This window comes from Pseudomonas sp. 478, from assembly GCF_003254125.1.
In the GTDB taxonomy this organism is placed as follows: domain Bacteria; phylum Pseudomonadota; class Gammaproteobacteria; order Pseudomonadales; family Pseudomonadaceae; genus Aquipseudomonas.
The window spans coordinates 137,324-151,877 of record NZ_QKZG01000013.1; the positions used below are offsets into that span (position 1 = coordinate 137,324).

At 60.0% G+C, this 14,554-nt stretch carries 14 protein-coding genes; 13 read left to right on the forward strand and 1 reads right to left on the reverse strand.

Annotated elements, in window-relative coordinates:
* The 3 genes from DFS28_RS24325 to DFS28_RS24340 all read left to right on the forward strand — a co-directional run bounded on the left by DFS28_RS24325 (position 1) and on the right by DFS28_RS24340 (position 2,325).
* Positions 1-969 carry a GTP 3',8-cyclase MoaA gene (locus DFS28_RS24325; RefSeq protein ID WP_046049083.1) on the forward strand — a complete coding sequence of 323 codons (969 nt, stop codon included), beginning with the start codon at positions 1-3 and terminating at the stop codon, positions 967-969.
* A gap of 169 nt (positions 970-1,138) precedes the next feature.
* Positions 1,139-1,747 (forward strand): DUF4823 domain-containing protein, encoded by a 609-nt coding sequence (locus tag DFS28_RS24335; RefSeq protein ID WP_033056964.1) that lies wholly within the window; start codon positions 1,139-1,141, stop codon positions 1,745-1,747.
* Positions 1,748-1,764: 17 nt separating this feature from the next.
* Positions 1,765-2,325, forward strand: a complete 561-nt coding sequence (locus DFS28_RS24340) for a DUF1285 domain-containing protein (RefSeq protein WP_111451785.1) — start codon at positions 1,765-1,767, stop codon at positions 2,323-2,325.
* A 59-nt stretch (positions 2,326-2,384) separates the two neighbouring features.
* Here the strand turns inward: DFS28_RS24340 and DFS28_RS24345 are convergent, their stop codons facing one another.
* Complete coding sequence (locus DFS28_RS24345; protein WP_111451786.1) at positions 2,385-3,257, reverse strand: triacylglycerol lipase; 873 nt, start codon at positions 3,255-3,257, stop codon at positions 2,385-2,387.
* Positions 3,258-3,468: 211 nt separating this feature from the next.
* Here DFS28_RS24345 and DFS28_RS24350 point away from each other — a divergent pair, with 211 nt between their 5' ends.
* From DFS28_RS24350 to DFS28_RS24395, 10 genes are all read left to right on the forward strand, one after another.
* Positions 3,469-4,185: a FadR/GntR family transcriptional regulator gene (locus DFS28_RS24350; RefSeq protein ID WP_008152308.1), complete on the forward strand. Its 717-nt coding sequence runs from the start codon at positions 3,469-3,471 to the stop codon at positions 4,183-4,185.
* Between the two features lie 146 nt (positions 4,186-4,331).
* Positions 4,332-5,207 carry an SMP-30/gluconolactonase/LRE family protein gene (locus DFS28_RS24355; RefSeq protein WP_111451787.1) on the forward strand — a complete coding sequence of 292 codons (876 nt, stop codon included), beginning with the start codon at positions 4,332-4,334 and terminating at the stop codon, positions 5,205-5,207.
* A 198-nt stretch (positions 5,208-5,405) separates the two neighbouring features.
* On the forward strand, positions 5,406-6,224 hold the full coding sequence (locus tag DFS28_RS24360) for an SDR family oxidoreductase (protein ID WP_111451788.1): 819 nt from the start codon (positions 5,406-5,408) through the stop codon (positions 6,222-6,224).
* A 122-nt stretch (positions 6,225-6,346) separates the two neighbouring features.
* The gene (locus DFS28_RS24365; RefSeq protein ID WP_111451789.1) at positions 6,347-7,351 is read left to right on the forward strand and encodes a substrate-binding domain-containing protein; all 1,005 of its coding nucleotides are present in this window, start codon (positions 6,347-6,349) and stop codon (positions 7,349-7,351) included.
* A gap of 64 nt (positions 7,352-7,415) precedes the next feature.
* Positions 7,416-8,960, forward strand: coding sequence for an L-arabinose ABC transporter ATP-binding protein AraG (gene araG, locus DFS28_RS24370; protein ID WP_111451790.1), 1,545 nt, complete (start codon positions 7,416-7,418; stop codon positions 8,958-8,960).
* A gap of 9 nt (positions 8,961-8,969) precedes the next feature.
* On the forward strand, positions 8,970-9,938 hold the full coding sequence (gene araH, locus DFS28_RS24375) for an L-arabinose ABC transporter permease AraH (protein ID WP_111451791.1): 969 nt from the start codon (positions 8,970-8,972) through the stop codon (positions 9,936-9,938).
* Between the two features lie 261 nt (positions 9,939-10,199).
* The gene (locus DFS28_RS24380) at positions 10,200-10,913 is read left to right on the forward strand and encodes a GntR family transcriptional regulator (RefSeq protein WP_008152295.1); all 714 of its coding nucleotides are present in this window, start codon (positions 10,200-10,202) and stop codon (positions 10,911-10,913) included.
* Complete coding sequence (locus DFS28_RS24385; protein ID WP_111451792.1) at positions 10,910-11,917, forward strand: ADP-ribosylglycohydrolase family protein; 1,008 nt, start codon at positions 10,910-10,912, stop codon at positions 11,915-11,917. Before DFS28_RS24380 ends, DFS28_RS24385 begins: the two co-directional genes overlap by 4 nt.
* 205 nt (positions 11,918-12,122) lie before the next feature.
* Positions 12,123-13,589 carry a cytosine permease gene (locus DFS28_RS24390; RefSeq protein ID WP_111451793.1) on the forward strand — a complete coding sequence of 489 codons (1,467 nt, stop codon included), beginning with the start codon at positions 12,123-12,125 and terminating at the stop codon, positions 13,587-13,589.
* The gene (locus tag DFS28_RS24395) at positions 13,582-14,511 is read left to right on the forward strand and encodes a PfkB family carbohydrate kinase (protein ID WP_111451813.1); all 930 of its coding nucleotides are present in this window, start codon (positions 13,582-13,584) and stop codon (positions 14,509-14,511) included. Before DFS28_RS24390 ends, DFS28_RS24395 begins: the two co-directional genes overlap by 8 nt.
* The last annotated feature ends 43 nt before the right edge of the window (positions 14,512-14,554 follow it).

Consider the following 14,554-nt stretch of genomic DNA (forward strand, 5'->3'; position numbering starts at 1 on the left):
ATGATCGTTGACCGTCAAGGCAGGCGTTTTCGCAATTTGCGAATCAGTCTGACTTCAGCCTGCAATTACGCTTGTACCTACTGCGTGCCCAACGGCAAGCGATTGGTCGCTGCGCAGGATGAATTGTCGGCCGAGGCCATGGCGCGTGGCGTGGCCTATCTGATCGAAGCCGCCGGCATTGAGCGTTTGCGCATCACCGGCGGCGAACCGCTGGTCAGCCCCAAACTCGAAACCTTCATGACTGCTGTCGGGCAGATGGGCCTGGCGGACATCAGCCTGACCACCAACGGTCAGCTGCTGGCGAAAAAGCTGCCACTGCTGGTGGATGCCGGCATTCGTCGCATCAACGTTTCCCTCGATACCCTGGATGCCAGCGCTTTTCGCAGCATTGCCCGTGGCGGCGATCTGGCGACTGTGCTCGACGGTATGGATCAGGCCAGCGCCGCCGGCTTGAAGATCAAGGTCAATATGGTGCCGCTGCGTGGGCAGAACCTCGATCAAGTGATGCCGCTACTCGATTACTGTCTGGAGCGCGGCTATGAGCTTCGCTTCATCGAGTTGATGCGCATGGGCCATCTGGCCAGCGACTCGAATGCTTTCCTGCAGCAGTTTGTCAGCCTTCAGCAGTTGCTCAGCCTGATCGGCGAGCGCTACGAATACCTTCAGGCCGATGCGCCAGTAGACGCCACCGCCGTGCGTTACCAGATTCCGGGTCAGGGCTACTTCGGCGTTATCGCCAACGAAAGCGTTCCTTTCTGCCGCACCTGTTCGCGGCTGCGTCTGTCCTCTACGGGCTGGCTGCATGGCTGCCTGTCGTCGAGCAACCGCCACTATGTCGGCGACCTGCTGGACAAGCCCCGTCATCAAGCGTTGCCCGCCTTGCAGAGACTCTTGGTGAAAGCCTTGGGCGATAAGCAGGAAGTGGCATTTTCCGGTGGCGCGACCATCATGAAAATCATTGGCGGCTGATCCGGCCTCATCGCGGGCAAGCCCGCTCCCACAAGGATTTGCACTAACCCTGTGGGAGCGGGCTTGCCCGCGATTGCGTTTGAACAGACGACATCGTTCATGAGCTGGCGCGGAAGCTGCATCCCATGGCCATTCGCCGGTTTTCCGTCACCGGCCTCTGGAGGGTAGGATGCGTAGCCTGGTTTTGCTGCTGGCCGTTTTGGCGCTTGGTGGCTGCATGAATGTCAGCGATCTGGCTGAAGGGACTCGCTACCACATGAGCGACGCGGGGCTGCTCGACCATAGCGACAGCCGCCGTGTGAACAACCTGCGCATCCAACCGGACTCATTCGTCTATATCGCCCAGGGCGCCTTTGTGCCGCCAGGCAGTACTGTCTACCCACGACCTAACGTGATTGCCGAAGTCGCCTTCGATGGCTTTGTGGAATACTTCCCCATGGTCCGCCGCGCCCGTGCCCCGGAAGGTCTTGATCAAGCCATGGGCGAAGCTCGTGCCGCCGGTGCCCATTACCTGCTTTATACCCGGTTCGCCAAGTCTGATGACCGTATCGGCAACTCGGACGAGTGGCTTGATCAGGAAGCCCTGGATCGCCTCGGTATCGATGGCGGCGTGATTCAGATCATGTTGATCGAGACCAGCACCCAGTATTTGATTGATACTGCACGTATCAAGGGTCGTGGCGGTTTACTGACGTTCCACGACAAAAAGCCAGAAGACCTGATGGGCCCGCCGCTGGAACAATACGCGCGCAGCCTGCTGGGGCTCAGCGACCAGTAATTCAAAAGGAGAGCGCCATGAGTGGCCCGCAAAAAGCCAACGACCTGTTGGGGCAAATCCCCAAAACCAAAGGCTTGCCGCCGGTCCACCTGTGGAACCCCGATTTCTGCGGCGACATCGACATGCGAATCGCCCGAGACGGCACCTGGTATTACCTGGGAACGCCGATCGGGCGCAAGCCGATGGTCAAGCTGTTCTCCACCATCATCCGTCGCGATGGTGACGATTACTTCCTCATCACCCCGGTCGAGAAGGTTGGCATCAAGGTCGACGATGCGCCCTTCGTGGCGATTGCCGTGGATGTCGAAGGCGAGGGTGAAAACCAGGTCCTGCGCTTTACCACCAATGTTGACGAGACCGCCGAGGCCGGCCCCGAACACCCCATGCGCGTGGTGATTGACCCGGTCACGCAAGAACCTGCGCCCTACGTGCATGTGCGCACCAACCTCGACGCCCTGATCCACCGCAACGTGTTCTACCAACTGGTGGAGCTGGCCGTCACCCGCGAGATTGACGGGCAGCGCTGGTTAGGTGTGTGGAGCGCTGGCGAGTTCTTTCCCATCGGGCTTGAGCCGTAATTCGCCGGGTTGTTGTGTTCTGGAAAATGGCCCGCTAATCAAGCGGGCCATTTTTTTACCTACAAGCCTTTGTCCTTAAGCCGAGCCGCATGTTCAAGATAGAGGCGGACCGGGCTTACGTTCCAACTCGTGATCCCGGCCATTTGATTGACTGCGTCGAAATGGTCCATCGGATAATCCGAACGAATAACTTTGCCCAAGTGCGAGCTGTACTGTCCAACGAGCCCATCGTTGGCGTGTTTCTCTTTATAAAATAACTTCGACAGCACGATACAGTTCAAGTGGGACGGATCGAGCGGTTGCAGACTTTGAAATTTTTGTACGATCCCGCTCCAGGAGTAGTAGTACACACCGTTTTCAATTTCGTTACCTTCCCCACCCCATTGTTTCGGTACCCCTTGCGGGTACTTGCGATTGAAAGCAGCCAACCCCGCGCTAGTCAGGGACTCGAAGGCCGCTTGAGGGTCCTGAGGGTTTTCCGGATGGTCGCTGATCAGCGAAATGAAGGTGCCGACTGCTTTGAACAGGGCGAGTACGAGCGCTTCGGGCAGCTCACCAGGCGTCAGCGCCTTATGCAATTGGTCGGCAATCTCGGAGCCATGATTGGGGCAACTGACAGAAGTGACTGATGCGACCTTTTCCGGGTGTAGCGCCGCTACGTAACGTGCCGCCAACGGACCTTGGCTATGGCCGATCAGATTGACCTTGGCAGCTCCCGTTTCCCGCAATAGGCGATCGACGTGTTCGAGCAGTTTTTTACCGCGCTCCTCGTTTCCGTTAACGGCTGGAATGTTGACGGAAAACACCGTGGCCCCGGCATGTTCCAGAGCTTCCTTGATCTCGAAGAAGTAGGGATAACCGGCAATTTTATCGAAGCCAAAAAGACCGTGGACCAAAACAATCGGGTATTGCGTAGACGCATCCATGTTCATGCTTATACCTGTCGATAGCGGACTTGAGTGGAACAGATGCTATTGACTGCTTGATCTGTCGCGGCTAACCGTAGGTCACAATGTGGGTTCGTTCAAATTGTTCGTCTGAATGCAATCAGATCGAAAAATTCAAATTGACACTCAATCGTATGATGATTAGCGTGGGCACCCATTGCGAACGGCTTTGTGCCGTCCCTGAATCGAGGTGTCCATGTCCAGCAGTTTTCATGCGTCGACGGTCGATTGGCTGGGTTGCTGGATCGCCACGGGGCAGGTCAAGCCAGGTGAGACGCTCAAGGTCGAAGCCGACCTGGGCGAGCAGCTCGGTGTCAGCCGCACGGTTATCCGCGAGGCCATCAAAACCCTGGTCGCCAAGGGTATGCTCGAGGTCGGGCCCAAGGTCGGCACGCGGGTGTTGCCGGTGCGCCGCTGGAACCTTTTCGATCCGCAAGTCGTCGGCTGGCTGTCGCGCAGCGGCTTGCCGGAGAACTTCGTCGACGACTTGCTCGACCTGCGTCGCACTATCGAACCCATGGCTGTACGCTGGGCTTGCGAGCGCGCTACCGTCGAGCAGGTTCACGCCATCCTTCAGGCTTACAACGCACTGGAGCGGGCAGTGGACAGCGGGATCGATTACAACCGTGCCGACCAGTTCTTCCACGAGTGCATCCTCGCTGCCAGCCACAATCAATTCATCGAACAAATGGTCCCGGCCCTCGGCGCGCTGCTGGCGGTGTCGTTCGAAGTGTCCGCCGCCGACCCGGACGAACTGCGCCGCACGCTACCGATTCACAAAGACATGGCCGAGGCCATCGCCGCCCGGGATGCCGCGCGGGGAGTCTGGGCCTGCATGACCCTGATCGATAACGCTGACTTGGCCATCAAACGCTTCTACCCGCAAGTCATGGCTGACAAGAAGGCCAGCTGACAATACAAAACCCTGTGGGAGCGGGCTTGCTCGCGAAGGCGGTGTGTCAGGTAACCGTAATGTTGAATGTATCGACGCCTTCGTCGGAACGCCGCCCGGAGCAAGCCCGCTCCCACATAAAAAACAAGAACAACGCAGGAGGTTTCATGGAGTGGACTGCGGTTACCGAACACCGGGCACGACTGGGCGAAGGCCCGTTCTGGGACGCGCCGACCCAGGCGTTGTACTGGGTTGATATTGCCGGTCAACAGGCGCTGCGGCTGATTGGCGCCAACGTGCAGATCTGGCAGATGCCCGAGCACGTGTCCGCCTTCATCCCCTGCGAAAGCGGCGATGCGCTGGTGACGTTGAACAGCGGCGTGTATCGACTCGATCTGGATTCCCCCGGCCTGGAACCACGATTGACCTTGCTCTGCGTCGCCGATCCGCAACCCGGCAATCGCGCCAATGAAGCCCGCTGCGATGCTCAGGGCCGCCTCTGGCTCGGCACCATGCAGAACAACATCGGCGAGCAGGGCGAAGACGTGCCTATTGTGCGGCGTTCCGGTGGCCTGTTTCGCATCGATCGCGATGCTCGGGTCACGCCGTTGCTTCGCGGGTTGGGCATCCCGAACACGTTGCTGTGGAGCGACGACGCGACCACCGTGTATTTCGCCGACAGCCTCGACAACACGCTCTACCAGTACTTCATCCGCACCGACGGCAACCTTGACCCGGCCCACGTCTGGTTCGGGCCCCATGAGCGAGGCGGTCCTGATGGCTCGGCGATGGATGCCGAGGGTTATATCTGGAACGCCCGTTGGGATGGCAGTTGCTTGCTCAGGCTGACCCCGGACGGGCAGGTTGATCGCGTGATCGAGCTGCCCATCAGCCGCCCCACCAGTTGCGTATTCGGCGGTGAAGACCTCAAAACCCTGTACATCACCTGCGCCGCGAGCCCGCTCAACCATGCGTTGGACGGCGCGTTGCTGTCGATTCGAGTCGATGTGCCCGGAAAAACCTGTACGCGGTTCGCGGGTTAAGTCCCAAAATATGGGATGCAAAATTATATATTGAGATTATTTGGCAGTCGGGTTTATAGTCGGCTCCATCAGTTACACGCACTCACACTTAAAAAAACAAAACAGGTGAAGTGATGCAGCGATTTTCCAAAAAGCCTTTTGACCGGACATCGACAGATGCCCGGTTTTTGTCGTGCCTTCGAAAAGGAGTCTTGATCCATGGCTGAACCTCTTTCCTTGCCACCGGTGCCCGAACCGCCGAAGGGTGAGCGCCTGAAAAACAAGGTCGTGCTGCTGACTGGTGCTGCTCAGGGTATCGGCGAGGCGATTGTCGCGACCTTCGCTTCCCAGCAGGCCAAGCTGATCATCAGCGATATCCAGGGTGAGAAAGTCGAAAAAGTCGCGGCCCACTGGCGGGACAAAGGCTTCGACGTGCAGGCAGTCAAGGCTGACGTTTCCAACCAGCAAGACCTGCACGCCATGGCCAAACTGGCAATTGAGCTTCACGGACGGATCGATGTGCTGGTCAACTGCGCCGGGGTCAATGTGTTCCGCGATCCGCTGGAAATGACCGAGGAAGACTGGCGCCGCTGCTTCGCCATCGACCTGGACGGCGCCTGGTTTGGCTGCAAAGCGGTGCTGCCGCAGATGATCGAGCAGGGCATCGGCAGCATCATCAACATCGCTTCGACCCATTCCACGCACATCATTCCCGGCTGCTTCCCGTACCCGGTGGCCAAGCACGGTTTGCTCGGCCTGACCCGCGCCCTGGGCATCGAATATGCGCCGAAGGGCATTCGCGTCAACGCCATCGCGCCGGGTTATATCGAAACCCAACTGAACGTCGATTACTGGAACGGTTTTGCGGACCCGCATGCCGAGCGTCAGCGCGCTTTCGATCTGCATCCGCCACGTCGCATCGGGCAGCCGATCGAAGTCGCCATGACCGCTGTATTCCTGGCCAGTGATGAAGCACCGTTTATCAATGCCTCGTGCATCACCATCGATGGCGGTCGCTCGGTCATGTACCACGACTGAGTCAATCGGGTTTCAGGCGCGGAACTACGTCTGAAATCCAATCATCATACGATATGACTATTGGCTGCACAGTTTGATTGGCTTACAAATAACGCTCAAAAAAAATAACAAGGAGTCAGCTTATGAATCGTCGTCGTGGGATCCGTTCCCTGTGCTGTGCCGCTTTGGCGGTCACCGCGGTCAGCCTGAGCAGTTCGTTGCTGGCGGCCGAGGAAGTGAAGATCGGTTTTCTGGTCAAACAGGCGGAAGAGCCCTGGTTCCAGACCGAATGGGCATTCGCTGAAAAGGCCGGCAAGGACAAAGGCTTCACCGTGATCAAGATCGCCGTGCCGGATGGCGAGAAAACCCTCTCGGCAATCGACAGCCTGGCAGCCAACGGCGCCAAGGGCTTTGTGATTTGCCCGCCGGACGTCGGTCTCGGCCCGGCCATCGTCGCCAAAGCCAAGACCAACGGTTTGAAAGTGATTGCGGTCGATGACCGTTTCGTCGATGCCAATGGCAAGTTCATGGAAGACGTGCCTTACCTCGGCATGGCGGCGTTTGAAGTCGGTGAGAAACAGGGCAATGCCATGGCCACCGAAGCGAAAAAACGCGGCTGGGACTGGAAAGAAACCTACGCGGTGATTAACACCTTCAACGAACTCGACACCGGCAAGAAGCGCACCGACGGTTCGGCCAAGGCGCTGACAGATGCCGGCTTCCCGAAAGACCACATCCTCTTCACTGCACAGAAAACCCTCGACGTCCCAGGCAGCATGGACGCCACCAATTCGGCGCTGGTGAAACTGCCGGGCGCGGCGAAAAACCTGATCATCGGCGGCATGAACGACAACACCGTGCTGGGCGGCGTGCGCGCCACTGAAAGCGCCGGTTTTGCCGCGGCCAATGTGATCGGCATCGGCATCAACGGCACCGACGCCATCGGCGAATTGAAGAAGGCCAACAGCGGCTTCTTCGGCTCGATGCTGCCGAGCCCGCACATCGAGGGCTACAACACCGCCAGCATGATGCACGACTGGGTCACCACCGGCAAAGAACCGCCGAAGTACACCGCGATGGATGACGTAACGCTGATCACTCGCGAGAACTTCAAGCAGGAACTGGAAAAGATCGGCCTCTGGAACTGAGGCACGGTTGATTTCATCGGTGGCCCTGGCGACGGGGCTGCCTGATCTGTGTGATGAGGTGGTTATGCACGCGCAAACAAAAATAAAACAACACAATGCAGGCGGCAGCTTGCGCTTCAACGGGATCGGCAAGACCTTTCCCGGGGTGAAGGCGCTGGATGGCATCAGCTTCATCGCCCACCCGGGCCAGGTTCACGCCTTGATGGGCGAGAACGGCGCCGGTAAATCGACCCTGCTGAAAATCCTCGGCGGGGCTTATACCCCAAGCAGCGGCGACCTGCAGATCGGCGAGCAGGTGATGGCCTTCAAGTCCACCGCCGACAGCATCGGCAGTGGCGTCGCGGTGATCCATCAAGAGCTGCACCTGGTCCCGGAAATGACCGTGGCAGAGAACCTGTTCCTCGGTCATCTGCCGGCCAGTTTCGGCCTGATCAATCGCGGCGCGTTGCGGCAACAGGCACTGGCTTGCCTCAAGGGCCTGGCCGATGAAATCGATCCGCAAGAGAAAGTAGGGCGCCTGTCCCTCGGGCAGCGGCAACTGGTGGAAATCGCCAAGGCTTTGTCCCGTGGGGCGCATGTGATCGCGTTCGACGAACCGACCAGCAGCCTGTCGGCGCGGGAGATTGATCGTTTGATGGCGATCATCGGTCGCCTGCGCGACGAAGGCAAAGTGGTGCTTTACGTCTCCCATCGCATGGAAGAAGTGTTCCGCATTTGCAACGCGGTGACGGTGTTCAAGGACGGTCGCTTTGTGCGCACGTTCGAGGATATGAGCGAACTGACTCACGATCAGTTGGTGACCTGCATGGTCGGTCGCGACATTCAGGACATCTACGATTACCGCCACCGTCAGCGTGGCGCGGTGGCGCTCAAGGTCGATGGTTTGCTGGGGCCGGGTTTGCGTGAGCCGGTGAGTTTCGAGGTGCACAAAGGCGAGATTCTCGGGCTGTTCGGTTTGGTCGGTGCCGGTCGTACCGAGCTGTTCCGCATGCTCAGCGGGCTTGAGCGCAACACCGCCGGACGCCTGGAATTGCGCGGCCATGAACTGAAGTTGCGTTCACCCCGCGATGCGATTGCCGCCGGGATTCTGCTGTGTCCCGAGGACCGCAAGAAAGAGGGGATCCTGCCGCTCGCCAGCGTCGCCGAAAACATCAACATCAGCGCTCGCGGCGCCCATTCCACCTTCGGCTGCCTGTTGCGTGGCCTGTGGGAGAAAGACAACGCCGACAAGCAGATCAAGGCGCTGAAAGTGAAGACCCCCAACGCGGCGCAGAAAATCATGTACCTGTCTGGCGGCAATCAGCAGAAGGCCATTCTCGGCCGCTGGCTGTCGATGCCGATGAAAGTGCTGCTGCTCGACGAACCGACTCGCGGCATCGACATCGGCGCCAAAGCCGAGATCTACCAGATCATCCACAACCTGGCCGCCAGCGGCATCGCGGTAATCGTGGTCTCCAGCGACCTGATGGAAGTGATGGGTATTTCCGACCGCATCCTGGTGCTCTGCGAAGGCGCGATGCGCGGCGAGCTTTCTCGCGCAGAGGCCAATGAATCCAACCTGCTGCAACTGGCTTTGCCGCGCCAACGCGCCGACGGCGTGGCGAACTGAGAGGTGACTATGACAATCCAAAACAACGCTTTACCCACCCAGCGCAAACCTCTGGACCTGCGGCGCTTTCTCGATGACTGGGTGATGCTGCTGGCGGCTGTCGGGATCTTCGTGCTCTGCACCTTGCTGATCGACAACTTCCTCTCGCCGCTGAACATGCGTGGCCTGGGCCTGGCGATTTCGACGACGGGGATTGCCGCGTGCACCATGTTGTATTGCCTGGCGTCCGGGCACTTCGATTTGTCGGTGGGGTCGGTGATTGCCTGCGCCGGCGTGGTCGCCGCGGTGGTGATGCGCGACACCGACAGCGTGTTTCTCGGTGTAGTGGCGGCACTGTTCATGGGGCTGATCGTCGGGTTGATCAACGGCATCGTGATCGCCAAGCTGCGGGTCAATGCGTTGATTACCACGCTGGCAACCATGCAGATCGTTCGCGGCCTGGCTTACATCTTCGCCAACGGCAAAGCGGTGGGCGTGTCGCAAGAGCAGTTCTTCGTCTTCGGTAACGGCCAGTTGTTGGGGGTGCCGGTGCCGATCCTGATCACCATCGTGTGCTTCCTGTTTTTCGGCTGGCTGCTGAACTACACCACCTACGGGCGCAACACCATGGCCATCGGCGGTAACCAGGAAGCGGCGTTGCTGGCTGGGGTGAACGTTGACCGGACCAAGATCATTATCTTTGCCGTGCACGGGGTGATCGGGGCGTTGGCCGGGGTGATCCTGGCGTCGCGCATGACGTCCGGACAGCCGATGATTGGCCAGGGTTTTGAGCTGACGGTGATTTCTGCCTGTGTGTTGGGCGGGGTGTCGTTGAGCGGCGGGATCGGCATGATCCGGCATGTGATTGCCGGGGTGCTGATTCTGGCGATCATCGAGAATGCGATGAACCTGAAGAATATCGATACGTTTTATCAGTATGTGATTCGCGGCTCGATCTTGCTGTTAGCTGTCGTGATCGACCGCCTCAAACAACGCTAAAACCTGCGTGCGTGCGAGCCTGCTCGCGAAAGCGGTTTGTCTGACACAAATATGTTGGATGTGCCGACGCCATCGCGAGCAGGCTCGCTCCCACATTGGTCTGTGTTTAAACACAATTTTTTGTGTTTGGCGCAAATCCCCTGTGGGAGCCAGCCTGCTGGCGATTGACCGCGCAGCGGTCGCTTTTCAAGGTTCATCCTCCCGTCACCTCCCCTAAATATCCCTTGCCCGCCCAACCCCGTTTCGGGTATTTCTTTGTACATGATTAGACAGGTACGATTTGACAAGAAACAACGGGTGGTCGACGAACTCATCCGGCGCATCGAAAGCGGCCTCATGGAGGACGGCTTTCTGTTGCCGGGCGAGCATCAATTGGCTCAAGAATTCAAAGTCAGCCGCGGCACGCTGCGCGAAGCCCTGGCTGAATTGAAACGGCGCAACTACATCGCGACGCAAAGCGGGGTGGGTTCCATCGTCACCTTCGACGGCGTGGTGCTCGATCAACGCAGCGGCTGGGCCCAGGCCCTGGCCGACAGCGGGGCGCTGATCAATACCGAAGTGCTGCGGCTGGAGGCGGTCACCCGTCCTGACCTGTTGCCGCGTTTCGGCACCGACCAATTCATCACCCTCGACCGTCGCCGCCGTTCCAACGAAGGCAAACTGGTCTCCCTTGAACGCTCATTGATGCCCGCCACCGGAGGCCTGGAAAGCCTGCCGCGGGTCGGCCTTATCGACAACTCCCTGACCATCACCCTGGCCGCCTACGGCTATATCGGCGAACGCGGCGATCAATGGATCGGCGCCGAACCCTTGAACGCCGAAGACGCCGAACTGCTCGGTCGTCCGGAGGGCACGGTGTTCCTCAAGGCCTTGCGCACCACTTACGACCGGCAAAACCGCTTCATGGAGCAGGTCGAAAGCTTGCTCGATCCGGTGCATTTTCGCCTGCACTTGCAGTTTGGAGAGTCAAAGTGACCGCGCTCAATCGTGCATTGGGCGCGTTCTACGGACTGGCCCTGGGCGATGCCCTGGGCATGCCGACCCAATCCCTGAGCCGCGCCGAGATCAAGGCGCGCTTCGGCGAAATCACAGGCCTGGAAGACGCAGGCCCCGATCAACCGATCGCCGCCAACATGCTCAAAGGCTCGATCACCGATGACACCGAACAGGCGATTCTGGTCGGCCAATTGCTGGTTGAAGGCGAGGGCCGGATCGAACCGTCGCTGCTCGCCCAACGGTTGATCGAATGGGAAGCCGCGATGCAAGCCAAGGGCTCGCAAGACTTGCTCGGCCCTTCGACCAAACGTGCCATCGAGATGATCCTCGCCGGCCACTCGCCGGAAGAAGCGGGGCGCTACGGCACCACCAATGGCGCGGCGATGCGCATCACGCCGGTAGGGATCGCGGCGGATGTCGCTAATCCTGAGCGATTCATCAACGCTGTCGTGCAGGCTTGCCAGGTCACCCACAACACCACGCTGGGCATTTCCAGCGCGGCGGCGGTGGCGGCGGTGGTCTCGGCCGGTATCAACGGCATGGACCTGGGCGAAGCATTGAACCTCGGCCAGCAAATCGCTCTGCAAGCTGAAGGCCACGGTAACTGGGTGGCCGGCGGACGCATTGCCTCGCGCATCAGTTGGGCGCGGACCATCAGCGTCGACAGTGACAACGCATTGCTGGCGGATTTGATGTACGACGTGATCGGCACTTCGGTGGCTTCACAGGAATCGGTGGTGGTCTCGTTTGCCCTGGCCCAGCAAGTGGCCATTGGTGAAATGAACGCGTTCGAAGCGCTGTGCATGGCCGCGAGCCTGGGTGGCGACACGGACACCATCGCGGCGATTCTCGGCGCCATGCTCGGGGCCTGCCTGGGCCTTGAGAGTTGGCCGGCGGCGATGATCGACAAGGTCAAAACCGTTAACGATCTGGAGCTAGAGCCCCTTGTGAAAGGACTCTTGGCTTTGCGTCGATCGGACTGACGCTATCGCGAGCAGGCTCGCTCCCACAGGGAATCTATGTCGTTCACAGATCCAGTGTGGGAGCGAGCCTGCTCGCGATGGGCGCGCCGCCTACTTGATTTGATAACCCGCAACGGAAAGCACAAACACGGCCAGGACCGCCGGGATGTTATGTCGATTTCCGCAATTGCCCACAACCACAACAAAGGCAACAGGAGCATTTCACATGAGTTCATCAAACGCCGGGCAAAGCGCCGGGCAACTGGAAACCCGAGGCATCGAGCCCGTGCCGGAAGCGGAGTGCAACGGTCATCCGCTGCAGCTGTTCTGGGTCTGGTTTGCTGCCAACATCTCCATCCTCGGCCTGCCGCTGGGCGCGACCCTTGTAGCCTTTCGCGGCTTGGCGATCTGGCAGGCGATCATCGTCGCGATCCTGGGGGCTGCCGGCTCCTTCGCCGTGGTCGGGATCATCTCCATTGCCGGTCGCCGTGGCCGCGCCCCGAGCCTGACGTTGTCGCGAGCGATCTTCGGTGTACGCGGCAACATCGGCCCGACCCTGGTCTCGCTGATGTCGCGTCTGGGCTGGGAAACCGTCAACACCACCACCGCCGCGTTCGTATTGCTGTCGCTGTGCTCGATCCTGTTCGGCTCGCCGGTGGAAGCCAAAAGCGCACCCGTGCTGACGTTGATCTTCATTGCGATTTTCGTACTGCTGACCCTGTCGGTGTCGGGTCTCGGTCACGCCACCTTGCTGGTGATCCAGAAGTGGGCAACCTACGTGTTCGGCGCGCTGAACATTCTGGTCGGCGGTTTCCTCTGCGCCACCATCGACTGGAGCGCGGTGTTCAACGCCACGCCGGCCCCGTTGAGCGCAATGATCATCGGCGTCGGCACCATGGCTGCAGGCACCGGAATCGGTTGGGCCAACGCCGGTGCCGACATGTCGCGCTACCAGCACCGCAGCGTCAAAGCCGCACGTCTGGTGGCGTCGGCAGCGTTTGGTGCGGGGATTCCGCTGGTGCTGCTGATCACCCTCGGCGGCTTGCTGTCAGTGGGCAACAACGACCTGGCCTCGGCCACCGACCCGATCATCGCGATCCGCGACATGCTGCCGACCTGGATGGCCGTGCCGTACCTGATCACCGCGTTCGGCGGGTTGCTGCTGTCGAACAACCTGTCGGTGTACTCCGCCGGTTTGACCACGCTGACACTCGGCTTGAAGGTCAAACGCGTCTACGCGGTGGTGGTGGACATCGTCGCGATCTTCGCGGGTTCGATCTATTTCATGCTGATCGCCGACAGTTTCTACGGCCCGTTCATCACTTTCATTTCGCTGCTGGCGGTGCCGATTACCGCGTGGGTCGGGATCTTCGTCGTTGACCTGATCCATCGTCATTACTACAGCCCCAAAGACCTGCTGGACGTCAGCCCGAGCAGCGCTTACTGGTACAGCGGCGGTGTCGAGTGGCGCGCCTTCGGTGCGTGGGCGTTGGCGATCACGCTGGGCTTCAGCTTCACCACCATCGGCACGACCGAACAAACCGTGTGGTTCCGCGGCTTCCTGTCCGACTCCTGGCTGGGCCATAACGGCCTCGGGTGGATCGTGACGTTCCTGGTGGCTGGCGGGATTTACTTTGTACTCGGTGGCGCCAAGGATCGCCGCGCCGCGTTGACCGAGAATGCTCATGCCTAGATTGCTACACACCGGCCAGGTCATGATCGACCTGGTCATGGCCGTGGATAAACTGCCGCATTCGGGCGGCGACGTGCTGGCGCAATCCGCCAGTTTCGAGGCGGGCGGCGGCTTTAATGTGATGGCTGCCGCCCAGCGCAATGGTTTGCCGGTGGTTTACCTCGGTCGCCACGGCACCGGGCGTTTCGGTGATCTTGCCCGTGAAGCGATGAAGGCTGAAGGCATTCGGATTGGCATCACTCACTGCGCCGAACGGGATACGGGATTGTGCGTCGCGTTGACCGAGGCGTCGGCCGAGCGCAGTTTCATTTCCTATATCGGTGCCGAAGGTGAGCTGACGGCCGAGGATTTGGCCAGCGTGCCGGCCGAGGCGGGTGACTACGTCTACGTCAGCGGCTACAGCCTGCTGCATGGCGGCAAAGCCCAGGCGCTGGTGGATTGGGTACTGGATTTGCCACGAGGAATCAACGTGGTGTTCGATCCGGGCCCGCTGGTGGATTCGCCGGATGAGCCGTTGATGCAAGCCTTGCTGGCGCGCATCGATTTGTGGACCAGCAACAGCGTCGAGGCGCTGAAGTTTACCGGTGCGTCGGACATTGCCGAGGCGTTGAACCGGTTGGCCGATCATCTGCCGACCGACGTGTTGATGGTGGTGCGTGATGGCCCGCAAGGGTGCTGGATCAGTCAGGGTGGAGACTGCCGGCATGTGCCGGGTTTCAAGGTTGAGGCGGTGGACAGCAATGGCGCGGGGGATGCGCATGCCGGGGTATTTGTGGCCGGGTTGGCGCAAGGATTGTCGGCGAGTGAGGCGGCGCGGCGGGCGAATGCGGCTGCAGCGTTGGCGGTGACTCGCTGGGGGCCGGCGACTTCGCCTGGGACTGCCGAGGTGGATGCGTTAATTCGCAAGACCTTTGCCGCCTGATCGGCCGCCATCGCGAGCAGGCTCGCTCCCACAGGAGATTTGT